General features: G+C 61.4%; 22 protein-coding genes and 1 pseudogene. 8 read left to right on the top strand and 15 right to left on the bottom strand.

Annotation, left to right across the window (positions count from 1 at the left end; all coding sequences use genetic code 11):
* Positions 1 to 254: 254 nt before the first annotated feature.
* Complete coding sequence (locus tag NCT03_RS05580; protein WP_250464354.1) at positions 255 to 1217, bottom strand: LysR family transcriptional regulator; 963 nt, start codon at positions 1215 to 1217, stop codon at positions 255 to 257.
* Positions 1218 to 1365: 148 nt separating this feature from the next.
* On the opposite strand from NCT03_RS05580, the gene NCT03_RS05575 reads away from it, so the two are divergent.
* From NCT03_RS05575 to hemP, 4 genes are all read left to right on the top strand, one after another.
* Positions 1366 to 2232, top strand: coding sequence for a pirin family protein (locus NCT03_RS05575; protein WP_250492155.1), 867 nt, complete (start codon positions 1366 to 1368; stop codon positions 2230 to 2232).
* A gap of 152 nt (positions 2233 to 2384) precedes the next feature.
* Positions 2385 to 2783 carry an OsmC family protein gene (locus NCT03_RS05570; protein ID WP_250492154.1) on the top strand — a complete coding sequence of 133 codons (399 nt, stop codon included), beginning with the start codon at positions 2385 to 2387 and terminating at the stop codon, positions 2781 to 2783.
* Between the two features lie 53 nt (positions 2784 to 2836).
* Positions 2837 to 3325 carry an SRPBCC family protein gene (locus NCT03_RS05565; protein ID WP_244827617.1) on the top strand — a complete coding sequence of 163 codons (489 nt, stop codon included), beginning with the start codon at positions 2837 to 2839 and terminating at the stop codon, positions 3323 to 3325.
* A 124-nt stretch (positions 3326 to 3449) separates the two neighbouring features.
* Positions 3450 to 3710: a hemin uptake protein HemP gene (gene hemP, locus NCT03_RS05560; protein WP_244827616.1), complete on the top strand. Its 261-nt coding sequence runs from the start codon at positions 3450 to 3452 to the stop codon at positions 3708 to 3710.
* Positions 3711 to 4014: 304 nt separating this feature from the next.
* Here the strand turns inward: hemP and NCT03_RS05555 are convergent, their stop codons facing one another.
* From NCT03_RS05555 to uvrB, 6 genes are all read right to left on the bottom strand, one after another.
* Positions 4015 to 4428 (bottom strand): GlcG/HbpS family heme-binding protein, encoded by a 414-nt coding sequence (locus NCT03_RS05555; protein ID WP_244827615.1) that lies wholly within the window; start codon positions 4426 to 4428, stop codon positions 4015 to 4017.
* 20 nt (positions 4429 to 4448) lie between these two features.
* The gene (locus NCT03_RS05550; protein WP_244827614.1) at positions 4449 to 5852 is read right to left on the bottom strand and encodes a 4Fe-4S binding protein; all 1404 of its coding nucleotides are present in this window, start codon (positions 5850 to 5852) and stop codon (positions 4449 to 4451) included.
* Positions 5849 to 6700, bottom strand: coding sequence for an FTR1 family iron permease (locus tag NCT03_RS05545; RefSeq protein ID WP_244827613.1), 852 nt, complete (start codon positions 6698 to 6700; stop codon positions 5849 to 5851). Before NCT03_RS05545 ends, NCT03_RS05550 begins: the two co-directional genes overlap by 4 nt.
* A 67-nt stretch (positions 6701 to 6767) precedes the next feature.
* Positions 6768 to 7103 (bottom strand): cupredoxin domain-containing protein, encoded by a 336-nt coding sequence (locus tag NCT03_RS05540; RefSeq protein ID WP_244827612.1) that lies wholly within the window; start codon positions 7101 to 7103, stop codon positions 6768 to 6770.
* 81 nt (positions 7104 to 7184) lie between these two features.
* Positions 7185 to 7730 carry an iron transporter gene (locus tag NCT03_RS05535; RefSeq protein WP_370652099.1) on the bottom strand — a complete coding sequence of 182 codons (546 nt, stop codon included), beginning with the start codon at positions 7728 to 7730 and terminating at the stop codon, positions 7185 to 7187.
* Between the two features lie 366 nt (positions 7731 to 8096).
* Positions 8097 to 10193 (bottom strand): excinuclease ABC subunit UvrB, encoded by a 2097-nt coding sequence (uvrB, locus tag NCT03_RS05530; protein ID WP_244827610.1) that lies wholly within the window; start codon positions 10191 to 10193, stop codon positions 8097 to 8099.
* A 425-nt stretch (positions 10194 to 10618) separates the two neighbouring features.
* Between uvrB and NCT03_RS05525 the strand changes: the two genes are divergently transcribed.
* On the top strand, positions 10619 to 11818 hold the full coding sequence (locus tag NCT03_RS05525) for an amino acid aminotransferase (RefSeq protein WP_244827609.1): 1200 nt from the start codon (positions 10619 to 10621) through the stop codon (positions 11816 to 11818).
* A gap of 93 nt (positions 11819 to 11911) precedes the next feature.
* On the opposite strand, the gene NCT03_RS05520 is transcribed toward NCT03_RS05525, so the two are convergent.
* On the bottom strand, positions 11912 to 12130 hold the full coding sequence (locus NCT03_RS05520; protein WP_250492153.1) for a hypothetical protein: 219 nt from the start codon (positions 12128 to 12130) through the stop codon (positions 11912 to 11914).
* Between the two features lie 263 nt (positions 12131 to 12393).
* Here NCT03_RS05520 and NCT03_RS05515 point away from each other — a divergent pair, with 263 nt between their 5' ends.
* Entirely contained in the window at positions 12394 to 13017 is a 624-nt protein-coding gene (locus NCT03_RS05515) for a hypothetical protein (protein ID WP_244827607.1), read from the top strand.
* Between the two features lie 82 nt (positions 13018 to 13099).
* Here NCT03_RS05515 and NCT03_RS05510 read toward each other — a convergent pair whose 3' ends face one another.
* Both NCT03_RS05510 and NCT03_RS05505 read right to left on the bottom strand, forming a co-directional pair.
* Complete coding sequence (locus NCT03_RS05510; RefSeq protein ID WP_250492152.1) at positions 13100 to 14512, bottom strand: lactate utilization protein B; 1413 nt, start codon at positions 14510 to 14512, stop codon at positions 13100 to 13102.
* A gap of 15 nt (positions 14513 to 14527) precedes the next feature.
* Positions 14528 to 15268, bottom strand: a complete 741-nt coding sequence (locus NCT03_RS05505; protein WP_250492151.1) for a (Fe-S)-binding protein — start codon at positions 15266 to 15268, stop codon at positions 14528 to 14530.
* A gap of 156 nt (positions 15269 to 15424) precedes the next feature.
* Between NCT03_RS05505 and NCT03_RS05500 the strand changes: the two genes are divergently transcribed.
* On the top strand, positions 15425 to 16219 hold the full coding sequence (locus tag NCT03_RS05500; protein WP_250492150.1) for an IclR family transcriptional regulator: 795 nt from the start codon (positions 15425 to 15427) through the stop codon (positions 16217 to 16219).
* A gap of 84 nt (positions 16220 to 16303) precedes the next feature.
* On the opposite strand, the gene pbpG is transcribed toward NCT03_RS05500, so the two are convergent.
* A complete protein-coding gene (gene pbpG, locus NCT03_RS05495; protein WP_244827603.1) occupies positions 16304 to 17500 on the bottom strand; it encodes a D-alanyl-D-alanine endopeptidase in 1197 nt (398 codons plus the stop codon).
* A gap of 781 nt (positions 17501 to 18281) precedes the next feature.
* On the opposite strand from pbpG, the gene NCT03_RS05490 reads away from it, so the two are divergent.
* Entirely contained in the window at positions 18282 to 18857 is a 576-nt protein-coding gene (locus NCT03_RS05490; RefSeq protein ID WP_250492149.1) for a phasin family protein, read from the top strand.
* A 185-nt stretch (positions 18858 to 19042) separates the two neighbouring features.
* On the opposite strand, the gene lpdA is transcribed toward NCT03_RS05490, so the two are convergent.
* The 4 genes and pseudogenes from lpdA to aceE form a co-directional block, all read right to left on the bottom strand.
* A complete protein-coding gene (gene lpdA / locus NCT03_RS05485) occupies positions 19043 to 20785 on the bottom strand; it encodes a dihydrolipoyl dehydrogenase (RefSeq protein ID WP_309845202.1) in 1743 nt (580 codons plus the stop codon).
* A gap of 3 nt (positions 20786 to 20788) precedes the next feature.
* Positions 20789 to 21127: pseudogene (locus NCT03_RS34065) on the bottom strand (biotin/lipoyl-containing protein); the annotation flags it as partial.
* Between the two features lie 174 nt (positions 21128 to 21301).
* Entirely contained in the window at positions 21302 to 22969 is a 1668-nt protein-coding gene (gene aceF, locus NCT03_RS05480) for a dihydrolipoyllysine-residue acetyltransferase (protein ID WP_244827600.1), read from the bottom strand.
* A 79-nt stretch (positions 22970 to 23048) separates the two neighbouring features.
* Positions 23049 to 25745, bottom strand: coding sequence for a pyruvate dehydrogenase (acetyl-transferring), homodimeric type (gene aceE / locus NCT03_RS05475; protein WP_244827599.1), 2697 nt, complete (start codon positions 25743 to 25745; stop codon positions 23049 to 23051).
* Between the last annotated feature and the right edge of the window lie 278 nt (positions 25746 to 26023).

Here is a 26023-nt window from a genome sequence, read left to right as displayed (position 1 = left end):
GCAATTACTTGGGACTCGAATAGCCCGAGCCGGAAGAATCGCCACATGCGGCAGCCGTCGTTGACACGGACAGCGCGATCAGCCCTATCAGGCTAACTATCAGAGTAGCCGTCAGTTTCCGCATAAGAAGCTCCTTAGCGAAAGGAATTTCAATATAACGCCGGCCATTCCCGCAAACAAGGTTTCGGCGATTGAATCTGTCCATCGCAAGCGCGCGCTTCAATGACATAAATGATGCCGCGCGCCGATTGCGATCAAACCGTTTCGCGTTCCGGCTGTTCGTTGACAGGACATTCTCCGGGGAAGCGTTTGCCGCCTTCGATCGACTCCACCAGAAAATCGACGAACGCCCGTACGGCCGGGACCATGCCCTGCCGCGTCAGGAAAACCGCATAGAGTTGCGGCGACGGGAATGTCCAGCCGGGCATCACGGGCGAAAGCTGGCCGGTTCTGAGCGGCGCGCCGTACATCATCTCGGGCAGCGCCGCGATGCCGACGCCGCGCATGACGGCTTCGCGGATCATCGAGAGATCGGCGGTGACGAGACGCGGCTCGTGCTCGAACTCGTGACGCGTGCCATCGGGCGCGATCAGTCGATACACATGGCGGCCATCCGCCGATGGCACATCGAGCGTGTCGTATTGCGCGAGTTCGGCGGCGGTCATCGGCGGCGCGTTCGATTTGAGAAGCGAAGGCGCGGCGACCAGCATCTGCTCGGTGCGCCACAGCGGGCGCGCGACCACGTTCGAACTCACGGGCGGCTCGGAGCGCACGCGCAAGGCGACATCGATCGCGTCTTCGAACAGATCCACCACGCGATTGGTCACGCGCAGCACGACCCGCACTTCGGGGAATCGATGCATGAAGTCAGGCATCACCGCCGACAGAAACGTCTGTGCGATGGTCACCGGGACGCTCACGCGCACCGTGCCACGCGGTGAGTCACGCAGGCTTTGCACCACGTTGACGGCGGCCTGCGCCTCCACGAGCATTGCCTGACAGTGTTGATAGAAAAGCTGCCCCGCCTCGGTCAGCGCAAGCTTGCGCGTGGAGCGCTGCAAAAGGCGCACGCCTAGCGACGCCTCCAGCTCCGACACGCGCCGCGACAAGCGCGACTTGGAGATGCCCAGCACGCGCTCGGCCGCCGAAAAACCGCCGTGTTCGACGACGTGCGAAAAGTACATCAGATCGTTCAGATCGTGCGAATCGACTTTCATGGGACGTTCGGTTCGTTCGAGTTCGTTATCCGTGGCGGGACAATCCATTGCGCCACGAGGTCTTTTATCGCTAAATCCGGCACATATAATATCCCCACGTTCTACAAATATCGCTATTTCCCTTTTGGTGACGCGAGGCATTCCGATCATGAGCCGTACCATTTCCAGCATCATTCCCGCAACGCGCACGGTTGAAGGCGGCGGATTCGTCGTGCATCGCCCGTTTCCGACGCGTCTTCTGATGGACTTCGACCCGTTCCTTCTCCTCGATGAAATGGGCCCGACCGATTACGCTCCGGGCGAAGCCAAGGGCGCGCCGGATCATCCGCATCGGGGCTTCGAAACGGTCACCTACATGCTCGAAGGCGAGTTCGGTCACAAGGATTCGGCCGGCCATTCCGGCACATTACGTCCGGGCGACGTGCAGTGGATGACCGCCGGCGCGGGCGTCATTCATAGCGAGATGCCTGGCGAGGAATTCACGCGCCTCGGCGGCCGCGTGCACGGCCTGCAACTGTGGGTGAACTTGCCGAAGCGCGACAAGATGACGACGCCGCATTATCAAGAGATCGCGTCGGCGCAGATTCCCGTCGCGACGAGCGAAGACGGCAAGGTGCGCGTGAAGGTCATCGCGGGCGAAGCGCTCGGCGTGAAAGCCGCCATCGAAACACGTACGCCGATTCTTTATCAGCACTTTTCGCTGCAACCTGGCGCAAGAGTCGAGCATCACGTGCCGCGCGATTTTCGCGTGTTCGCGTATCCGTTGTCGGGCGTCGGTCTCTACGGGCCGCAGGGTCAACCGGTGCGCAAGCAGCAGATGATCTCGTTCAAGGACGATGGCGACACAATCATCCTCGCCGCCGGCGATGAACCCGTCGAAGTGTTGCTCATCGGCGGCGTGCCGCTCAAGGAACCTGTGGTGCGCTACGGTCCGTTCGTCATGAACACGGAAGATGAAATTCGCCAGGCCGTGACCGACTATCAGACAGGCCGCATGGGCGCGATCACGCATTAGGCACACCGAGCGGTATTCATCGCTGAACCGTATCGGCACGATGAAACGGCGCGGCACGAACGGGCGCATTGCGTCACAATGACCGTTCGTGCCGCGCCGCTCTCATTCGCGCCGCTATTCTTGCCGTACATCGCCATTCATAGGAGCGACGCATGTCTTCCGGACCTTCCGTGACCGCCAGCATCGGCGCTGCCGACTATCAGGTGCAATTGCGCGACGGCACGCATGGCTGGGTCGCCGATGAACCCGCAAGCCTCGGCGGCGCGGATACCGGTCCGGAGCCCGCGTCGCTGCTGCTATCGAGCCTGGGTGCGTGCACCTCGATCACGCTTCGCATGTACGCGAAGCGCAAGGGTTGGCCGCTCGAAGCGGTGCACGTCGAATTGTCGATGAAGAGCACGGCGGACGGCACGATCATCGACAGGCAGATCGCGCTCACGGGCGCGCTCGATGCCGAACAGCGGGAACGCCTCTTGCAAATCGCCAATGCGTGTCCTATGCACAAGGTTTTGTCCGGAGCGGTGCGCATCGACTCGGGGCTCGCTTCCTGACTTCCTGAAAACAGCCCGCACGGGTACATCGAACTATCCAGGGAAACGTCGTTTTGAATTTCGAACATCTTATCCAGATCAACGATCCGACCAATCCGCTCGTCGAGTCGCTCACGCGCGAACAACTGTGGGAAGGACTCGTGCTGCGCGCCGAGCAGCCGCAACTTTTCGTGCTCGGCCTCGATAGCTGCGACATCCTCTCGCGCGAAGGCGACGTCATGGAGCGCGAGTTGCACTACGGTCAGGCCGTGGTGCGGGACCGCGTCACGCTCACACCGGATAGCAGCGTGCGTTACGACATCCTGCCGACTGCCGAACATGTCGGCGGCTCGTTGACCATGGCGATCGAGCAGCCCGACGAGTTGCAACTGTTTCTGCGATTCACGTACAGCACCACCCTGCCCGAAAACGACGACGCGACGCCTGACGAGCGCCAGACCAAAGAGATCGTCAAGTCGGCTTATCGGGAATCGGATATCGACACGGTGCGGCTGATTCGCCAGTATGCGCACGGTCGCCACGACGAAACGCCGCTGCACTAGAAAGTTCAAGTCCTACATGAAGCGCGGCTATGACGGCCGCGCACCCATAGGAAACTCTAGTTGCAAATAGGAATAGTTATCATTTACTATAGACCCATCGAATCAACGAACGCACTCAAACGACATGACCGACACGCTGCGATCCACCACGCTCAGGCTTCGCCGTCCGGCAGTTCGCGATGCAGCCATCACGCGCCCGAAGACGGCTGCCGTGACGTCGGTGCGGGCATCGACGACATCGACGGATTCAGCCGATGCAACCGGCGATCGTTCGTTGCGCAGCGATACGTTACTGCAGGGACGCAGTCATATCGCGATCGTGCATAACGGGGAGACCTATCAGTTGCGCGCGACGCGTCTGGGCAAGCTGATCCTGACGAAGTAAGCGGCAAAGAGGTAAGGCAGAACAGCAGTACCGTGTATTGTGGGGACCACCTCGCCAAAGAGGTGTTTGGCCTTAGCCAGCGAGGACGACTTGCACGCGAGAATTTAGACCCCTTCGTGCAAACACCAGCCAGTCGTCGATAGCAAGCGAAGCCGCTTTTTTTGGTTCCCACCGATGTCATGTGCCCGAACGAGGCCATGCATTTTGTTCGATCGAACGGCACGCCTTCAATGCGAAGGCGTGCCGTTTTTATTGTGCGCGGGCTATGGCAAAAATTCGAACGCGTGCTTCGGACGTTCTCGCTTCAGACGTTTTCGATGCCAAGCGCCGCAATGCCCGCCCGCGCGATCGATGCATCCTGATCCGATTTCACGCCCGACACGCCCACCGCGCCGACGATATCCGTTCCGACGAAGATCGGCACGCCGCCTTCGAGCATGGCCGTCATGGGCGCGCTCAGAAACGCGGTGCGGCCCTGCTTGATCGTGTCTTCGTACACCTTCGTTTCGCGCCGGCCGAGCACGGCGGTGCGCGCCTTGCCAGTCGCCATCTCGACCGTGCTCGCGCCCGTCCCTTCGAGCCGATGCAGATGCAGCAGATGCCCGCCGTCATCGACGATGGCGATGGTCACGTTCCAGTTGTGCGCCTTTGCGTGCGCCTCGGCGGCGGCGGCCATCAGCAGGACGTCTTCGTCGGTCAGTACGGGTTTGGTTCTCACTTGATTCTCACCTAATGGCGTTATCGGCTGAAGCCCCAGAACATCAAATACCAGGCGCTATCCGCGACGGCGAGCGCCGCGACAAACCATACCATCGTGAGTGCGCGCGGAACAAGCGTCGAGGAATAACGAGCCGTGACGCGCCACGCGAGCCAGGCGCTCCACAAGTTGGCGACGCCAAGCAGCCCGAGGCGCAGGTCCGTCACCCACCACAGCGGCAGATGCTCCGCGCGCAGGAGCGAGACCGTGGTCGCCGACAAGCCGAGAAACACGCCGCATCCCGCGAGCGGAATCAGCGAGAGCGTCAGGTGATGCAGCCGCGCCGCGTTCATCTTGCCGAGCATGCGCGTGCCGAGCGCCAGCAGCGCGAGGAGCGCCGTGCCGTAGACGAGACCCGTCGCGACGATATAGCCGATCACCATTGTGCCGTCGAGCCAGGAGAACACGTCGTTCTGCTCGGGATAATGCGTGAAGAGGAACCACGGCGCGTTGGTATCGAGCGGCCAGAGGATGTTGTGATCGATCAGCCAGCTCGCGAAGATCTGCTTAAGATCGACAAACCATGTGCTCACGGTCCAGTGGAACGCACCGATCGCGATGCCGAGCAAGCCGTACAGAATCAGCGCCGTGTCCCAAGGATTCGCCGCCTTGTTGCCGAGCTCGACCACTTCCTCCGACGGCGAGCGCCACGTGAGCGCGATGGCATCGCGATGGCCGCTGCATCGGCCGCACATGTGGCAGTCGGCGGCGCCTTCCATCTTGCGCAGGGGCACGAGCGGCGCGCAGTTGATCGGAATCACCCGATGCCCGTGCTCGCCTTCCTTGTACGAACGGCGCCACGCGTCTTCGCTGACTTTGTAGTGAAACGGCGCAAGCCGTGCGAGCAGCGAGAACACGCCGTTTACCGGGCAGAGGTACTTGCACCACACGCGCTTTTCGCGGCCATACAGCACGCCGACGATCATCGCGCCCACGGTCGAGCCGCCGAGCACGAGCAGCACCGCTTTCGGATATTGATAGACGCTCACCATCTGTCCGTAGATGGTCGTGAGTCCGAATGCGACGAACGGCCAGCCGCCCCAGCGCATCCAGCGCGGAATCGCCCAGCCGCGGCCGAACTTGCTCGCGAACTCGGTGAGCGCGCCTTCCGGACACAGCACACCGCACCACACTCGGCCGAGCATGACCATCGACAGCAGCACGAACGGCCACCAGATGCCCCAGAACACGAACTGCGCGGCAAGCGTGAGGTTATTCCACAAATGCGCCGAGCCATCGGGCAGCGGCATGACAGCCGGCACGAGAATCAGAAACGCGTACACGGCAACCACGACCCACTGAATTCCGCGGATCGCGTTGCCGTGCCGTTGCATCCATTGACCGGCCTGTTGCAGCCGGCCGGGTCGTTGCAGAACAGAGCTCATGCTGGACGGCTCGCCGCCTTTTGTTTTTGCGCCATCTGATGATTGGAACGGCGCAGGAGAAGATAAATCACGATCCAGTAGACCGCGTAGGCAACCAGGTTCATGCCCGCCGGATGCGCGCGATAACCCGTGAGGGTGGCAACGAGCGAACCGAAGGTGCTCGAGTCGTCGAGCAGCGCGGACGAGTTCCACACCTGATTGACGATGACCGGCAGCACTTCCATGTCGATCAGTTTGTCGACGCCCGTCTCGAAGAGGCCGGCGGCGAGGAACAGCAGCATGATTTCGGTCACGCGAAAGAACGAGCGCCACGAGAAGATCTTGCCGCCGAGTTGCAGCACGTAGAACGTCAGGAGCGCGAGCGCGAAGCCGAGGATGATCGCGAGATACTGCGAAGCATCGACGTGTCCCGATTGCCCGAAGCCGACGCCATACAGAAACACGGCCGTCTCGCTGCCTTCACGCGCGATAGCCAGCGCAACCAGCACCGCGATGCCCCAGAACTGTCCGTCCTGCGTGCTCTTTTGCAGCGAGCTTTCCATGTCGCGCTTGAGCGTGCGGCCGTGACGCTTCATCCACAGGACCATCTGCACAATGAGCACGCACGCGATCAGCACCATGCCGGTCTGGAAGTAATCCTGCGCGTTGCCGGACAGCACTTCCGTGAAGCCGATGAGCGCGGCGCCCAGCGCGATGGCGGCAACCAGCCCCGCAGCCACGCCGAACCACAGATAAGGCAGGCCGCGACGCGCCTGCTGGTCGCCGTTCTTCAGCCATGCGTACAGAATGCCGACGACCAGCAAAGCTTCGACGCTCTCACGCCAGACGATGAAAAGTACCTGCCCCATTTGAACCCCTTTGCGTTGCTTCACTTACCCGCGTAAGCGCACCGAGACACGCGCGCGGCACCGACATTTACTTGGCGACAATCACGCCTTGCGCGGTCTGATGAAAGTCGTCGAAGAACTTGTATTCGCCCGGATCGAGCGGCGCGATCACCACGAACGAATCGGCACCCGGCGCGAGCACCTTCTCCTTGCGCAACTGCACGCTTTCGAACTCGGCCGCGCCCTTGCCGACGTTATGCACTTCGATCTTGATGCGCTGCCCCGCCGGTACTTCGATGCGCGCCGGGTTCAGCTTGCCGTCGTTCATTTCGAGCTTGAAGGTCGGCAGATCGGCGGCGTGCGCCGCGCCAAGACCCGCTGCGACCGAGAGCAACATCGCCATCAGCTGGCTTTTCAATTTCATGCGGACTTCCTGATTGATACGCGTCCGGCAGCGCAGCGAACTGCAAACCCCTGCCGGAACGCGCGAACGCCGTGCGCGAGCTTAGTACCCGCCCTTCTTGCCGATGCCCGCGAACGGGAAGTCGTATTCGATCGTGAACGGCTTGAACCACGGACCCACGCCGGTTTCCTTATCGACGTGACGGCCGAACGCCATGTGGCCGGTTTCGGAAGGCGGCGAGATATGCAGCTTGAGGTGATATTTGCCCGGACCGAAGAGCTTGACGTTGTCGCCGTAGTGCGGGCCGTCGCTTGCGACCATCGCCATCAGGTCGCCCTTGACCGACTGCGTCGAGCCGGTTTTCGTGAGTTCATACGTCACGTTCAGATAGGGCATCCAGTCGCCTTCGGCGAAACCGGTCGGGTTGTTCTTGACCGCGTGAATATCCGCTTCGAGGTGGATGTCCGAATCCGATGCCTTGCGCATGATGCCTTCCGGCGCCATCGTGATTGGCTGCAGATAGACGGCGCCCGTTTCCATGCCGCCTTCGATATGCTGCTTGCCGATCGGATACTCAGCAGCGGAAGCCGCCATCATCGCCGTGAGGCCTGCGGCGGCAACGAGGCCGCGCATCAACGTTGAACCCATCAAACACTCCTGTTGTTATCGATGGCGCGCGTGACATTGGCGCGCCCTTTCCACCGAACTCCGGCGCTTTAAAAAGGCGCGCCGGCGCAAAAAAATGACTGTGGTGCCGGTTCGTTAGCGCGAAGCAGAAAACCGCTTCCAGAATCTGGAAAACGTTAATACGAACCATTCTCAATGTTCGTCAGTTTAGCACCCTTCACCACTCGGGACAAATTAGCGCGGGCTTACAAAAGCCTGCTGCGGCAAGGCTCCGGCGGGCTTTGCAGCCAACTCGCGGTCCATTCGCGGCCGATAAAAAAACGCGGTGCGCCTTCCGGCTCGCCGCGTCACTTGAGACAGAACGATGAAAACTTTCTTTCTTTCGCCTTACTTTCCGCCGATGCCGGTGATGTGATCGCCCACGTTCGCGCCGAACACGCGTTGACGTAACAGCGCCAATTGGTCGCGGGTCTGCGCCGCTTTTTCGAATTCGAGATTCTTGGCGTGATCCATCATTTGCTTTTCCAGCCGCTTGATTTCCTTCGCGAGCTGCTTCTCGGTCATGTCCTCGAACTTCGCGCGCGTCTGGGCTTCCTTCAGTTCGGCGCGTGCGTCGTCGGCGTTGTAGACGCCATCGATGATGTCCTTGATGCGCTTTTCCACTCCGCGCGGCGTGATGCCCCGCTCGAGGTTATGCGCCACCTGCTTGGCGCGGCGCCGCTCGGTTTCGTCGATGGCGCGCTTCATCGAGTCCGTCATGTTGTCGCCGTAGAGGATCGCCTTGCCGTTCACGTTGCGCGCCGCCCGTCCGATTGTCTGGATCAGCGAGCGCTCGGCGCGCAGGAAGCCTTCCTTGTCCGCGTCGAGAATGGCGACGAGCGACACTTCAGGAATATCCAGACCCTCGCGCAACAAGTTGATGCCGACGAGCACATCGAACGTGCCGAGCCGCAGATCGCGGATGATTTCCACGCGCTCGACCGTGTCGATATCGCTGTGCAAATAGCGCACCTTCACGCCGTGATCGGCGAGAAATTCGGTCAGCTGTTCGGCCATGCGCTTGGTCAGCACGGTAACGAGCACGCGTTCGTGCACCGCGACGCGCGCGTTGATCTCGGAGAGCACGTCGTCGACCTGCGAGCGCGCGGGCCGCACCTCGATTTCGGGATCGACGAGACCTGTCGGCCGCACGAGTTGCTCGGCCACTTGCCCCGCTTTCTTCTGTTCGTAGTCGGCGGGCGTCGCGGAGACGAACACGGCCTGGCGCATCTTGCGCTCGAATTCGTTGAACTTGAGCGGCCGGTTGTCGAGCGCGGACGGCATGCGGAAACCGTAATCGACGAGATTTTCCTTGCGCGCACGGTCGCCGTTATACATGCCGTTCAACTGGCCGATCAGCACGTGCGACTCGTCGAGCAACATGATGGCGTCGGGCGGCAGGTAGTCGACGAGCGTCGGCGGCGGTTCACCGGGCGCCGAGCCCGAGAAATGCCGCGAGTAATTCTCGATGCCCTTGCAGAAACCCAGTTCCTGCAGCATTTCCAGGTCGAAGCGCGTGCGCTGTTCGAGCCGCTGCGCCTCGACGAGCTTGCCCTGGCTATGGAAAAACTCCAGCCGCTCGCGCAGTTCCAGCTTGATGGTTTCGATCGCGCGCATGACGGTGTCGCGCGGCGTCACGTAATGCGACGACGGATACACCGTGAAGCGCGGAATCTTGTTGCGCACGCGGCCGGTGAGCGGATCGAAAAGCTGCATCGACTCGATTTCGTCGTCGAACAATTCGACTCGCACCGCCATTTCCGCGTGTTCCGCCGGAAAGATGTCGATGGTGTCGCCTCGCACACGGAACGAGCCGCGCTGAAAATCCGCCTCGTTGCGCGTGTATTGCATGGCGATCAGCCGCGCGATGACATCGCGCTGGCCGAGCTTGTCGCCTACGCGCAGCGTGAGGATCATCTTGTGATACTCGGACGGATTGCCGATACCGTAAATGGCCGACACCGTCGCCACGATCACCACGTCGCGGCGTTCGAGCAGGCTCTTGGTCGCCGAGAGCCGCATCTGCTCGATATGCTCGTTGATCGACGAATCCTTCTCGATGAAAAGATCGCGCTGCGGCACATACGCTTCCGGCTGGTAATAGTCGTAGTACGAGACGAAGTACTCGACCGCGTTGCGCGGGAAAAACTCGCGGAATTCGGCGTAGAGCTGCGCGGCGAGCGTCTTGTTGGGCGCGAAAACGATGGCGGGCCGGCCCAGACGCGCGATGACGTTGGCCATCGTGAAGGTCTTGCCCGAGCCGGTCACGCCGAGCAGCGTCTGGAACGAGAGACCGTCGTCCACGCCCTCGACGAGCGTCTTGATGGCCTCGGGCTGATCGCCCGCGGGCGGATACGGCTGATAGAGCTGAAACGGCGAGCCTTCGAACGTGGCGAACTTCGATTCGTCCAGTGCGTCGGGCGTTTCGATAAGGGTATCGGACATGGAGAGGGGAATCTTCTAAGTCGGCGCCGGAGCAAACACCTATTCTAGCGGCTGCGGCGAAAGTGGCGCGGGCCGCCTCACGGAGGCGGAATCGAGGAGGTTGGGACCGTTGGGTGGAAGTCAAGCAATGGCGCGCAAGGCTCCGCGCTGTTCCGTCGATGCCGTCCAATCGAGGCTTGCGCGCATGCCGGACAAGGCGTTCAACCGGCCAGCGCCCATGCGCTTATTCTTGCTCGCGAGAAAAAAGCGCGTACATAGAATAACGCTCGATCCGAAATGCAGCGCCGGATTCGATACAATATGCGACTGGGCTTCGAGGGGGCGCCCCCGCACGACCGCGCCGCCAACGACGTCACGCGCCGCTTTTTCGAGCGCCCAAGCATCGTTCTTCCCGCCGCACGTCTTCCTTCCACTGCCGATAGATCATGTCTCTTTTCTCTGCCGTCGAACTCGCTCCCCGCGACCCGATTCTGGGCCTCAACGAAGCCTTCAACGCCGACCCGCGCCCGACCAAGGTCAATCTGGGCGTTGGTGTCTACACCAACGAAGAAGGCAAGATTCCGCTTCTGCGCGCCGTTCGCGAAGCTGAAAAAGCACGCGTCGATGCAGCGCTGCCGCGCGGCTATCTGCCTATCGACGGCATCGCCGCGTACGACTCGGCCGTCCAGACGCTGCTCGTCGGCCGCGACTCGCCGCTGATCGCTTCGGGCCGTATCGTCACGGCGCAGGCGCTGGGCGGCACGGGCGCGCTCAAGATTGGAGCGGACTTTCTGAAGCGCGTGAATCCGGGCGCGAAAGTCGCGATCAGCGACCCGAGCTGGGAAAACCATCGCGCGCTCTTCGAAGGCGCGGGCTTCGAGGTCGTCAACTATCCGTATTACGAAGCGGCGACGCATGGCGTGAACTTCGCGGCCATGCTCGACGCGCTGAACGGCTACGCGGCCGGCACCATCGTCGTGCTGCACGCGTGCTGCCACAACCCGACCGGCGTGGATCTGACGGACGCGCAGTGGGCGCAGATCGTCGAAGTCGTGAAGGCGCGCAACCTCGTGCCGTTCCTAGACATCGCGTATCAAGGCTTCGGCGAAAACATCGAAGCCGATGCCGCCGCCGTGCGCCTCTTCGCCGCGTCGGATCTGAACGTGTTCGTGTCGTCGTCGTTCTCGAAGTCGTTCTCGCTGTATGGCGAGCGCGTTGGCGCGCTGTCCATCATCACGTCGAGTAAGGAAGAGTCGTCGCGCGTGCTGTCGCAATTGAAGCGCGTGATTCGCACCAACTATTCGAACCCGCCGACGCACGGTGGCTCGGTGGTCGCGGCCGTGCTGGCATCGCCGGAACTGCGTGCGCTGTGGGAACAGGAACTGGGCGAGATGCGCGATCGTATCCGCGCCATGCGTAATGGCCTCGTCGAGCGTCTGAAGGGCGCGGGCGTGGATCGCGACTTTTCCTTCGTCGACCGTCAGCGCGGCATGTTCTCGTACTCGGGCCTGACCGCGCCGCAAGTGGACCGTCTGCGGGAAGAATTCGGCATCTATGCGGTCAGCACGGGGCGCATCTGCGTGGCTGCGCTGAATCTGCGCAATATCGATGTCGTCGCCAACGCAGTGGCAAGCGTGCTGAAGTAAGGCATTGCACGCGCGTTTGCTGAAAAAGAAAATGGCGTCCTTCTCATGAAGGGCGCCATTTTTTGTGGCCGTTGCGCGGCGTTTCGCCGGCGTCTATATCGATTCGGGACGTGCCGGCGCGTTGGGTCTTGCGTCGTCGTCATCGACTAAGCCGTAGGAAATCGCGCGCGCCAATTCCGCGCTCACGCTTGCCACGCCCGAACGCCCGTGACGTTCGACGGCTGACCGGGGCTCGCCCGCGTGCATGCAGAACGTCAGTACAAGCGGCAGCAGGATCGCGGCGGGCCAATAGGTCGATATTGTCTTTTTCATGGGATTACCTCTGTTCGTCGTCGCATCAAGTGCATGAATGATGCCCACTAAGCGACTATCGAATTTTACGGAATCGCCGACATCTTAAAAAGACGCTGAAAAGCAAAGCTTCGTTGCGTGGCGGACAACGAAACGTAGCGAACCCACGGCTTTGAAATTGCAACAAGAACGGGCCAATCGTCATAAAACCTTACAAAGTTCTTGGGGACATCGGAGCACGCCGGGTGTCTTATTGTTATTACTGCAACGAACTAATCAACGACATGAAATCCGCAGTTGCTGGACTTTTGATCGCGTCATCGGCTTTGGTACTAGGCGGCTGCGCGGTCTATCCCGATGGATCATCCTACGGTGGCGGATATCCCGCCGCGGGCTACGCCGATCCCGGCTATGGCTACGACGCGTACGGCGCGCCGGTGGTCGTTCAGCCCGGCGTAGCGGTGGGCGGCGGCTACTACTCCGGTCCTGGCCCCGCTTACTACGGTCCTGGCCCCGGCCGCTATTGGGATGACGGTCCAGGCTGGCGTCGTCCGCCATCGGGCAACTGGAATCGCGGGGACTATCCGCGTGGGCGCCCGCCGCAAGGAAATAATCAACCGCAACAAGCGGGCGGCGGACATCAGCCGGGTGGTGGTCAGCCACCGCAAGCCGGTGGAGGCCGTCCGGTGGGCGGACCGCCGCCTCAACAGGCAGGCGGAGGCGCGCCGTTGCCGCGAGCCGTCGGCGGCGTCCCGCCAGGACGTCCGCAGGCGCCCGCCGCGAATCCTGGCGGAAACGGTGGCGGCAATGGCGGCTACCATCGCGGTGGCGATCAAGGCGGTGGCGCCGGTGGCGGTGGCGGACACGGCGGCAACCAGCGAAGCTCGCTCGGGCCGATCGGCGGATAACGCGTCGATTGCGCGGAGCGCTAAAAAGCCGTGCCGGGTCGAACCGGCGCGGCTTTTTCACTTCGCTTTCGTGGAAACACGCTTACCCGAGATGCGTGCCTTTCGCCTTATACAGTTCGCGGAAGGTGCGCCCGACCGGCGCGGGCATATCGCGTGTTTCGGTCCATCCGGCGCCGAATGGCATGCGCGATATCGTCTTTCTCTTTCCGCCCATGACTTCAAGCACGCGCACCGCGAGTTTCGTGAAAAGCGCATAAGCAATTGGCCGAAGCGCGAAGTAACCCCACACGGCGAGCGCCACGCGTTCGGTCCAGGGGCGCAGATGGCGTTCGGTCTGCTTTTCGCGCAGTTTGCGCAGCAGGTCGGACAGCGGAATGCCCACCGGGCACACGCTGTTGCATTCGCCGCATAGCGTTGCGGCTTGCGGCAGATCGAGCGCCTTGTCGATGCCCACATAAGCCGGCGTCAACACCGAACCCATCGGTCCGGGATAAACCCAGCCATACGCATGACCGCCGATCTTCTGATACACCGGGCAGTGATTCATGCACGCGCCACAGCGAATACACCGCAGCATCTCCTGGAACTCGCCGCCAATAAGCCCGGTGCGCCCGCCATCGACGAGCACGAAATACATATGCTCGGGCCCGTCCTGCTCGCCCATCGCGCGGGGGCCGGTCAGCAGTGAGAAGTAATTGGAAATGGTCTGCCCGGTCGCCGAACGCGGTAGCAGACGCATTGCGGTGGCGAGATCTTCGAGCGTCGGCAGAATCTTTTCGATGCCCGTCACCGCGACGTGCACGCGCGGCATCACGGTACACATGCCTTCGTTGCCTTCGTTCGTGACAACTGCCACCGAGCCGGTTTCCGCGATCAAAAAGTTGCCGCCCGTCACGCCCATATCGGCGGACATGAAATGCGGGCGCAGCACCTCGCGCGCCTCGCGGGTCATGTCGGGGATGTCCGTGAGACGCGGCTTGCCGTGCGTCTTCGCGAAGAGATCGGCGATCTGCTCCTTGTCCTTATGAACCACGGGCGCAATGATGTGGCTCGGCGGCTCGTTGTCGTTGATCTGCAGGATGTATTCGCCGAGATCGGTTTCGATGGACTGCACGCCCATTTCGCCGAGCACGCGATTCAGTTGCATCTCTTCCGAGACCATCGACTTGGTCTTGATGACCTTTTTCACGCCATGCTCGCACGCGATGTCCGCGACCAACCGCGCCGCATCCTGCGTCGATTCCGCGTAGAGCACGGTCGCGCCACGGCGCGTCGCCTCGCGTTCGAAGGTTTCGAGCCATACGTCGAGGTTGTCGAGCGCGCGATTGCGGCGTTCCTTCAGCGCGGCGCGCGTCGCCTCGAAGTCGATATCGAGCACCGCGCTCGCCCGCGCGCTCACGAATTTGGTCGAGAGCTTGGTGAGGTTCTGCTGCAGACGCTCATCGGCGAGTTTGCTGCCGGCGCGCGCCTTGAAGTGCATCGTCTGGACTTGCATGGGCTCGCCCGTTCGTCAGTTGCGGATGGAGTCGGATGCGTCGCCGGCAAGCACTTGCGCGATATGCAGCACACGCGTGCTCGTGTCGCCGGTGCGCCTCAAGCGCCCTTCTATATTCAGCATGCAGCCGAGATCGCCCAGCACGACGGTAGCCGCGCCGCTCGCCTTGATGTTGGCGCACTTTTCATCGACGATGGCCGTCGAAATGTCGCCGTACTTCACCGCGAACGTGCCGCCGAAACCGCAGCAATGTTCGCAGCCCGCCATCTCGGTCACGGGCACGCCCGCTTGTGCGAGCAAATCGCGCGGCTGCGCCTTCACGCCGAGTTCACGCAGGCCCGAGCAGGAATCGTGATAGGTCACGGCGCCTTCGAACACACCGGGCTCCATGCGCGCCTTGGCAACATTCACGAGAAAATCGGTGAGTTCGAAGACGCGCGGTTGCAGGCGCGCGAAGCGATTCATGAGTTGCGGATCGTCGCGGAAGAGATCGCCGTAATGCGCGCGGATCATTCCGCCGCACGAACCCGACGGCACCACCACGTAGTCGAATTGTTCGAATTCCTGCAGCGTTTTTTCGGCGAGATCGCGTGCAAGCCTGCGATCGCCGGAGTTATACGCGGGCTGGCCGCAGCAGGTTTGCGCGGGCGGCACGCTCACCGTAAAACCCGCGCGCTCGATCAGCTTGATAGCCGAGAAGCCGATCTCCGGCCGCATCATGTCGATGAGGCACGTGACGAATAGTCCGACTTGCATGGTGGAGCGTTTCCTGTTTTATCGAGATTTTCTAAGACGCACGCCGATTATCCGCGAAGCGGCGGTGGTTCGGGCACTCCCCAACCGCCGACCGCGTTTTCACATTATGAGATACAATTGCGCATCCGTAGTTTGACGCATCAACCGATTTCCACGATGAGCGATACGAACCCGGAATCCAAAACCTCCATTCAGGTGATCGAACGCATGATGCGTCTGTTGGACGCGCTTGCCGGCCACACCGATCCCGTCAGCCTGAAGGAACTCTCCCAAAGCACCGATCTGCATCCTTCCACGGCGCACCGCATCCTGAACGACATGGTGCTTTGCCGGCTGGTGGACCGCTCCGATCCAGGCACGTATCGGCTCGGCATGCGTCTGCTCGAACTGGGCAATCTGGTCAAGGCGCGCCTTTCGGTGCGCGAGGCCGCGATGCCGCCGATGCGCGAACTGCATCGGCAAACGGGACAGACGGTCAACCTCTCGGTGCGTCAGGGCGACGAAATCGTCTATATCGAGCGGGCTTATTCCGAACGCTCCGGCATGCAGGTCGTGCGCGCGATCGGTGGACGCGCGCCGCTGCATCTGACTTCGGTCGGCAAGCTCTTCCTCGCCGCCGACGAAACCACGCGCGTGCGCGCCTACGCCATGCGCACGGGTCTTTCGGGCCACACACAGAACAGCATCACCGATCTGTCGAAGCTGGAACGTGAGCTGTCGTTCGTGCGGCAACAGGCTTGCGCGCGCGATAACGAAGAACTCGAACTGGGCGTGCGCTGTATCGCGGCGGGCATTTACGACGATACCGGGCGGCTCGTCGCGGGCTTGTCGTTGTCGGCGCCGGCCGATCGTCTGCAGGACGCGTGGCTCAAGCAACTCAGTCATACGGCGCTGGAGATCTCGCGCTCGCTGGGTTATCACCTCGAGCCGGTTGCAGCCGCATCGCGCTGAATCTTGCGTTAGAAACGCTGCTTCAAAGACAAAAAGCCGGACGGGTCGAGAGACCCATCCGGCTTTCTGCTTATTCAAACGTGCTTAGGGGTTCGTGCCGCTACCCATGTCCGCACTCATGATGCGCGGTTCGCCGAGCGTATCGAGGAACGAACGCAGGCGGCCGGCATCCGCGAAGCGCGAATACTTGCCGTAGGAATCGAGCAGCACGATCACGACCGGGCGGCCGTTGACCGTTGCCTGCATCACCAGGCACTCGCCCGCTTCGTTGATGAAGCCGGTCTTCTGCAAACCGATATCCCACGACGCATTACGCACCAGCGCGTTCGTGCTGTTGTAGGCGAGATTGCGCTTGCCGGTGAAGACTTCGTAGCTGCGATCCGTCGAGAACTTGCGGATGAGCGGATATTGATACGCCGCGTTCACCATCTTCACGAGATCGCGTGCGCTCGAAACGTTGAGGCTCGTGAGACCCGTGGAGTTCTCGAAATGCGTGTCGGTCATGCCGAGCGACTTCGCTTTCGCGTTCATTGCCGCGATGAAAGCCGGCCGGCCACCCGGGTAATAGCGCGACAACGCGGCCGCCGCGCGATTTTCCGATGCCATGAGCGCGATATGCAGCATGTCCTCGCGATTGAGCTCCGAGCCGACGGCGAGCCGCGAGCCCGTGAACTTCTCGTAATCGCGATCTTCGTCGGTCACCGTCATTTCGTCGGTGAGCGGCAAGTGCGAGTCGAGCGTGACCATGGCCGTCATCAATTTGGTGATGGACGCGATAGGCACGACGGCGCGCGAATTCTTGTCGAAAAGCGTTTCGGACGTGTTCTGGTCCACCACATAGGCCACGCTCGAACGCAGCGCCAGGCTGTCGGGCGTTTCATGCAGACCGAATGCCGAACCGACCGAAGTGGCACGCGGCTGATACGCCACCGAGTGCACTGCGGCGCGGCGCGAGCGCGGGTCCATGCGGTAATTCACTCGACGCTTGCGGGAAGCCCGGGGCACGTCGTCGTCTTCGGCGGCGACCTTGGCTACGCGGGCAGCACGGCCTGATTTCGCCGATGTCTTCGCCACACGAGCAGGCTTTTCGGCCTTCTCGGCGGAAGCAGTGGACTTCGCGGATTTCTTGACGGATTTGGTTGCGGTGGCGGTTTTTGCGAGGGCTTCAGCCGGAGCCGCTGCAAAGGACGTCGCTACGGCGATGGAAATGGCGATCGACAACGCGGAGCGCAGCGCTACGCCATGAACCACCTTAAACGACGAAAACATTTCGGTTTTCATTAGTGTTCTGTTGGGCGGCTGGAGAGTACCGCCAAGTGTAGTGAAGCTACGAAATTTAAGCAATATTAAGCACTTATCCGCACTCGTTAAACCGAGTTGTAAGCCACGATTGCTTATCGTTACACAACGCGCGCTTTGATCGGAAAAAACGATCGCGCTTTGCAGCAGTGCTGCCAACAGTGCGCTTTTATACGAGACGACAAGCGCACTATCGGCAAAACTTTCTGCAACTTGAGCCAGGAATCGCGGATTCGGGTCTGAAAGACAGCGAAGCGAAAATTCGAAGAAGGCTGCGTGCGGTGGACGGATGCGGCGTCAACACAACAACAACGCAACCGACAGTCGAAATGTTAACGTCTCTTCAACAATTTGGTGTACGGCGTCATCCTAAAAATAGGACTTACTACAGAAACATCTCATCTTTCTTGCCGATGCTCGTCTCCAGCATGCGCATCGACGGAACATAGTTCTGTCTTCCTAGCGTGCTTTCATAACGCTCTTTCCGGTTAAGAGCGTCTCGCAACGCCACGCCCTGCGTCGGTGCATAGGGTTTTCACCGAGCAGCAGCGCATGCCGGTGAGATCTAACTTAAGCCATTGTTTAAAAAGACCTTTCGGCCTATTGTGCAATGCACAAAAAACGCTTGACATCTATCGGAATATCTCTAAAATGGCTTCATGTTGCGACGCACCAATCGCACTTTGCAGTAACCGGCCGCAACGGCGCGCCGGATCTACCAAACCACGACCCGCGTTGATGGGTCGACTATCAGGAGCCTGAGATGACCCTGTTGACCCCCGAGCAAATCGCCGCCGCACAAAAAGCTAACTTCGACACGCTGTTCGGCCTCACGAACAAGGCATTCGAAGGTATCGAAAAGCTGGTCGAACTGAATCTGCAAGTCGTGAAGTCGACCCTGGCCGAAAGCCAGGAGAACACCCAGCGCGCGCTGTCGGTCAAGGACGCACAAGAACTCCTCTCGCTGCAAGCAAGCCTCACGCAGCCGGTCGCCGAGAAGGTTCTGTCGTACGGCCGTCATCTGTATGAAATCGCATCGTCCACGCAAGCTGAATTCGCTCGCGTTGCTGAAGCTCAGTACGAAGAGCAAAACCGCAAGATGCAATCGCTCGTCGACAACGTCGCGAAAAACGCACCGGCTGGTTCGGAAACCGCAGTCGCAGTCATGAAGTCGGCCATCACCGCTGCCAACACGACGTACGAAACGGTTCACAAGGCAACGAAGCAAGCTGTCGAAATCGCTGAAAGCAACTTCAACGCAGCCGCCACGGCCGCCACGAAGGCCGCTACGCAAGCGACCGAACAAGCTACGCGCACCGCCAAGAAGACGGTTGCGTAAGTCCGAAGCCGGGTTCGCCCGGTTGACGAAGCAAGAATCACGAAAAACCCGGCCTCGCGCCGGGTTTTTTGTCATCTGTTGGTTCGGAAAAACGGCTTTCGCTTCACGCATTCGAGCGGGCAGTTCAAAGCAAAAGCGCGCTTCCGTGAAGAAGCGCGCTTCGCTCGACACCCTCTTGCGGCCGCTTACTTCTTGCGCTGCGGCGGCAAGTCCGTACAGACGCCTTCGTACAACTCCGCCGCCATGCCAATGGATTCGCCCAAGGTCGGATGCGGGTGGATGGTCTTGCCGATGTCCGTGGCATCCGCGCCCATCTCGACCGCGAGACACACTTCGCTGATCAGATCGCCCGCGTTCAATCCGACGATCCCGCCGCCGATCACGCGATGCGTCGCTTCATCGAAAATCAGCTTGGTGAAGCCCTCGTCGCGACCATTGGCGATCGCGCGGCCCGAAGCGGCCCACGGGAACACCGCCTTGCCGTACTTGATGCCTTCGGCCTTGCACTGGTCTTCGGTCTTGCCGGCCCACGCCACTTCCGGATCGGTATAAGCCACCGACGGAATTTGCAGCGCATCGAAGTACGCCTTCTCGCCATGCGCCGCTTCCGCCGCGACGTGGCCTTCGTGCACGGCCTTGTGCGCGAGCATCGGCTGGCCAACGAGATCGCCGATCGCAAAAATATGCTCGACGTTCGTACGCAGTTGCTTGTCGACGTTGATGAAGCCGCGATCCGTCACCGCGACGCCCGCCTTGTCCGCGCCGATCTTCCCGCCGTTCGGACTGCGGCCCACGGCCAGCAACACGAGGTCGTAACGCTGCGCTTCGGTCGGCGCCTTGTCGCCCTCGAACGTCACGTAAATGCCGTCGTCCTTGGCTTCCGCCTTGGTCGTCTTGGTCTTCAGCATGACGTTGGCGAAGCGCTTCGCGTTGTACTTCTCCCAGACCTTCACGAGATCGCGGTCGGCGCCCATCATAAGACCGTCGAGCATTTCGACGACATCGATTTCGGAGCCGAGCGACGCATAAACCGTCGCCATTTCCAGCCCGATGATTCCGCCGCCCACCACCAGCATGCGCTTCGGAATCTGACGCAGTTCGAGCGCGCCGGTCGAGTCGACCACGCGCGGATCGTCCGGGAAGAACGGCAACTTCACCGCCTGCGAACCCGCCGCAATGATCGCCTTCTTGAACTTGACGACCTTCTTGCCGCCGTCGCCCTGCACTTCCATGTGGTTCGGATCGACGAACGTACCGACGCCCGTCACCACCTGTACCTTGCGCGCCTTCGCCATGCCCGCGAGACCGCCGGTCAGCTTCTTGACGACGCCTTCCTTGAAGCCGCGCAGCTTGTCCAGATCGATGCTCGGCTTGCCGAACGTGATGCCGTGCGATTCGAGATGCTTGGCTTCGTCGAGCACGAGCGCGGTATGCAGCAGCGCCTTCGACGGAATGCAGCCGACGTTCAGACACACGCCGCCCAGGGTCGCATAGCGTTCGACGAGTACGGTGCTCATGCCGAGATCCGCTGCGCGGAACGCCGCCGAATAGCCGCCGGGGCCTGCGCCGAGCACGAGCATGTCGCACTCGACATCCGCGCTGCCCGAATAACTGCCTGCCTTCGGCGCGGGCGCGGCGCTCGCCTTTTCGGCGGGCTGCGGTTGCGCGGCCGTCGGCTTGGTCGGCACTTCGCTCACGCCTCCGCCCTGACCTTCGAGCGTCAGAATCACGCTGCCTTCGGAGACGTTGTCGCCCAGCTTGACCTTCAGTTCCTTCACGGTGCCCGCGGCGGGCGAAGGCACATCCATGGTCGCCTTGTCGGATTCGAGCGTGACGAGCGATTGCTCCTTCTCGACCGTATCGCCCGGCTTCACATGGATCTCGATGACCGGAATATCCTTGAAGTCGCCGATATCCGGCACCTTCACGTCCTGTGCGCCGCCGCCCGACGCCGCGGGCGCGGGTGCAGCCGGCTTTGCGGACGACGCTTCCTTCGGCGCTTCGGCCTTAGGTTCCGCAGCGGCGCTCGCGCCTTCGGTTTCGATCATCGCGATGACCGAGCCTTGCGAGACTTTGTCGCCCTGTTTGACCTTCACTTCCTTGATCGTGCCTGCCTGGTCGGCGGGCACTTCCATGGTGGCCTTATCGGTTTCGAGCGTGATGACGCCCTGTTCCTTTTCGATGGCGTCGCCGGGCTTGATATTGACTTCGATGACATCGACATCGGAGAAGTCGCCGATGTCGGGTACTTTTAGTTCGACGAGACTCATATTTGTCCCCTATGTCGACCAGAGCCGGTGCCTGAAGCGCCTGACCCGGGTCCCATGCAAGATGATGGCGAAGAAGAGCGGTTGGAGCAGGCGCGCGCACCGAAGCACGCGCCGGTCCCAGCGTCTCACGTGTCTTGCCCGCACAATCGAGCGAGGAAGACACGCGCCACTTTTTTAGAGAATCACCCGGCGGAAGTCCGCCAGAATGCCCGCGAGATAGGCGTTGAAGCGCGCCGCCTCCGCACCGTCGACGACGCGGTGGTCATACGACAGCGACAGCGGCAACGTGAGGCGCGGCACGAACTGCTTGCCGTCCCACACCGGCTTCATCGCGCCACGCGACAGACCCAGGATGGCCACTTCCGGCGCGTTGATGATCGGCGTGAAGTTCGTGCCACCGATGCCGCCCAGCGAAGAAATCGAGAAGCAGCCGCCTTGCATCTGGTCCGGCTTCAGCTTGCCTTCGCGAGCGAGCTTCGAGAGATCCGTCATCTCCTTCGCGATATCCATCAAGCCCTTCTTGTCGGCGTCGCGGATCACCGGGACGACGAGGCCGTTCGGTGTATCGGCTGCGAAGCCAACGTGGAAATACTTCTTGAAGACGAGGTTGTCGCCGTCGAGACTCGCGTTGAAGGTCGGGAATTTCTTCAGCGCGGAAACCACTGCCTTGATGACGAAAGCCAGCATCGTGATCTTGATGCCCGACTTCTCGTTTTCCTTGTTCAGCTTCACGCGCAGCGCTTCGAGCTCGGTGATGTCCGCTTCGTCGTTGTTCGTGACGTGCGGGATCATCACCCAGTTGCGATGCAGGTTCGCACCCGAGATCTTCTTGATGCGCGACAGCGGCTTCGGATCGACAGGACCGAACTTCGTGAAGTCGATCTTCGGCCACGGCAGCAAGTTGAGGTCGCCACCGCCGCCAGCAGGTGCGGCAACCGCGGCGGGCGCTGCGCCCTGACCCGACATGACGCCCTTCACGAACGCGGTGATGTCGCCTTGCGTGATGCGGCCTTTCGGACCGGAACCGCGCACACGCGTGACATCGACGCCGAGTTCGCGCGCGAACTTGCGCACCGAAGGCGACGCGTGGCTCGACGTGCGTGTGCCATCGCCTGCGGGAATCGCGGGCGCCTGCGCGAGCGCGGACGGCTGGGCCGGAGCGGGCGCGGGTTTGGCGGGCGCATCGGGCGGCGCTTCGACCGGCTTCGGCGCTTCCTGCTTCGGCGCCTCCTGCTTGGGCGCGGAAGCGGCCGGGCTGCTTTCGCCGCCTTCGAGAATCAGAATCAGCGTGCCTTCTGACACCGTATCGCCGAGCTTGACCTTCAATTCCTTGACGGTGCCGGCGGCAGGCGAAGGCACATCCATGGTCGCCTTGTCGGATTCGAGCGTGACGAGCGACTGCTCCTTCTCCACCTTGTCGCCAACCTTCACGCCGATTTCGATGACCGGGATATCCGTGAAGTCGCCGATATCCGGCACCTTCACTTCCACCGATCCGCCGCCGCTCGAAGCCTGAGCGGCTTGCGCGGGTTGCGACTGCGTGGTCGTGCCGGCCGGCGCTTCCTGCTTGGCGGGCGCGTCGGCTTGGGCGGGCGCGGAAGCGCCGCTTTCCAATACGACGATCAACGTGCCTTCCGACACGTTATCGCCCACTTTGACCTTTACTTCCTTGACCGTGCCCGCGGAGGAGCTCGGTACATCCATGGTGGCCTTGTCGGATTCCAGCGTGACGAGGGACTGTTCCTGTTCAACGACATCGCCCACCTTGACCAGAACCTCGATCACGGGAATGTCCTTGAAATCGCCGATGTCCGGCACTTTGACTTCGATCGCTTGACTCATTATTAGTGTCTCCTGTGTTGCATGCGGCGCGCCCCCGCTTCGGGAGCGCGCCGCATCACAACGCACGGGGGCGATGCCTTTAGACGGTCATCGGGTTGGGTTTAGCCGGGTCGAGGTTGTACTTCTTGATCGCCTCAGCGACGACCTTGCGCTCGATCGTGCCTTCGTCGGCGAGCGCGTTGAGCGCGGCCAGCGTGACCCAGTAGCGGTCGACTTCGAAGAAGTGGCGCAGTGCTTCGCGCGTGTCCGAACGGCCGTAGCCGTCGGTGCCGAGCACCACGAACTTGTTCGGGACATAGGCGCGAATCTGGTCGACGAGCGCGCGGATGTAATCCGTCGACGCGATCACCGGACCTTGCGCGCCCTTGAGCAGCTTGGTGACATGCGGCACTTGCTTTTCGTCGGCCGGATGCAGCAGGTTCCAGCGGTCGATTGCCTGGCCTTCGCGAGCCAGTTCCGTGAAGCTCGGCACGCTCCACAGGTCGGCGGCCACGCCCCAGTCGTTCTTGAGCAAGTCGGCGGCGGCGATCACTTCGTTGAAGATCGTGCCCGCGCCCATCAACTGGACGCGCGGACCCTTTGCCGCGCCTTCGGCCTTCCTGAACGCGTACATGCCCTTGATGATGTCCGCGGCAACCGATTCACCTTGCGGAATCGCCGGATGCTCGTAGTTCTCGTTCATCACGGTGATGTAGTAATACACATCTTCCTGGTCGGCGACCATGCGGCGCAGGCCGTCCTGCATGATGACCGCGAGTTCGTAACCGAAGGTCGGGTCGTAGCTCACACAGTTCGGGATCGATGCTGCCCACAGAAGCGAGTGGCCGTCTTCGTGCTGCAGGCCTTCGCCGTTGAGCGTCGTGCGCCCAGCGGTGCCGCCCAGCAGGAAGCCGCGCGAACGCATGTCGCCCGCCGCCCAGGCCAGGTCGCCGATGCGCTGGAAGCCGAACATCGAGTAGAAGATGTAGAACGGGATCATGATCTCGCCGTGCGTCGAATACGACGTCGCGGCCGCGATCCAGTCACACATGCCACCGGCTTCGTTGATGCCTTCCTGCAGAATCTGCCCGGTTTCCGATTCCTTGTAGAACATCAGCTGGTCGGAGTCTTCGGGAATGTACTTCTGGCCGTCTTGATTCCAGATGCCGATCTGGCGGAAGAGGCCTTCCATGCCGAAAGTACGCGACTCGTCCGGCACGATCGGCACGATACGCTTGCCGATGGCCTTGTCCTTCAAGAGGATGTTGAGCACCCGCACGAACGCCATCGTCGTGGAGATTTCGCGGCCTTCGCCCGTGCCCTTGAGCAGCGGCTCGAATGCCGACAGTTCCGGCACCGGCAGCGACTCCGCCTTCTCGCGGCGCGACGGCAGATAGCCACCCAGTTCCTGACGGCGGGCGCGCATGTATTCCAGTTCCTTCGAGCCTTCCTCGAAGGTGAGATACGGCACGTCGGCGATCTGTTCGTCGGTCAACGGCAGACGGAACTGGTCGCGGAACTTCTTCAGCGTGTCGATCGGCAGCTTCTTCTGCTGGTGCGTGATATTCATGGCCTGGCCGTGTTCGCCCATGCCATAACCCTTGATGGTCTTGGCGAGGATCACGGTAGGCGAGCCCTTCGACTTCTGCGCCTGATCGTAAGCCGCGTAGATCTTGTGCGGATCATGGCCGCCGCGGTTCAGGTTCCAGATGTCTTCATCGGACCAGTCGGCCACCAGCGCCTTCAGTTCCGGCGTGTTGAAGAAGTGCTCGCGCACGAACGCGCCCGATTCCGACTTGTAGGTCTGGTACTCGCCGTCGACCACTTCCATCATGCGGCGCATGAGCGCGCCGGTCTTGTCGCGTGCGAAGAGCGCGTCCCAGCGGCTGCCCCAGATCACCTTGACGACGTTCCAGCCCGCGCCACGGAATTCGCTTTCGAGTTCCTGGATGATCTTGCCGTTGCCGCGCACCGGACCGTCCAGACGCTGCAAGTTGCAGTTGATGACGAACACGAGGTTGTCCAGACGCTCGCGCCCGGCCATGCCGATTGCGCCGAGCGATTCCGGCTCGTCCGTTTCGCCGTCGCCGAGGAACGCCCAGACTTTGCGGCCCTGCGTCTTCACGATACCGCGCGCTTCCATGTACTTCATGAAACGCGCCTGATAGATGGCCATGATCGGGCCGAGGCCCATGGACACCGTCGGGAATTGCCAGAAGTCCGGCATCAGCCACGGATGCGGATACGAGGAGATTCCCTCGCCGCCCACTTCCTGACGGAAGTTGTTGAGCTGCGCCTCGGTCAGACGGCCGAGCAGGAACGCGCGCGAGTAGACGCCCGGCGACGAGTGACCCTGCACGAACACGAGATCGCCGCCATGTTCCTTCGACGGTGCGTGCCAAAAGTGATTGAAGCCGACGTCGTAGAGCGTCGCCGCCGAAGCAAACGAAGCGATGTGACCGCCGACATTGGTGTCCTTGCCCGCGCGCAACACCATGGCGATGGCGTTCCAGCGCGTGTACGAACGAATGCGGTGCTCGATGTCCTGGTCGCCCGGAATCTTGGCCTGGCCGGCGACGGGAATCGTATTGATATAGGGCGTATTCGCCGAAAACGGCAGATGCTCGCCATGCACGCGGGCGAATTCGATCTGCTTTTCGATCAGGTAGTGCGCGCGATCAGGACCGACTGCCGAAATGACGCCGTCGAGTGCGTCGAGCCACTCGGCGGTTTCCTGAGGATCGTCGTCTTTGGCATTGGCGACATATTTGAGAACTTCGTCGGGTACAGCGGACATGCTCGTCTCCTGATGTGAGGATCGCTCTAAGAACCGCCGACAGTCGCCCGCCGAAAACCGGGCACTGGCCGCGTGCCGGCAATTCTAAATAGGGTCCAGACTTTGTAGCAAGGAATTTTTCGAATCATGAGAGATGATCTCATAATGCGGAAAATTGCTGCAATGCACCGTCCGATAAGGCTTTTTTAATCAGACTTTTCTCCTCCTTTTCCCGCAATTGAGCCGTCTCTAGCACCTTTTTACGCTAATTAACAATCAGACGCTGCGTTACAATCGCT

The organism is Caballeronia sp. GAWG1-1 (assembly GCF_023631465.1).
Taxonomy (GTDB): Bacteria; Pseudomonadota; Gammaproteobacteria; order Burkholderiales; family Burkholderiaceae; genus Caballeronia.
Note: the sequence above shows the minus strand (reverse complement) of the source record. Positions and strands in the feature narration are given on the sequence as shown.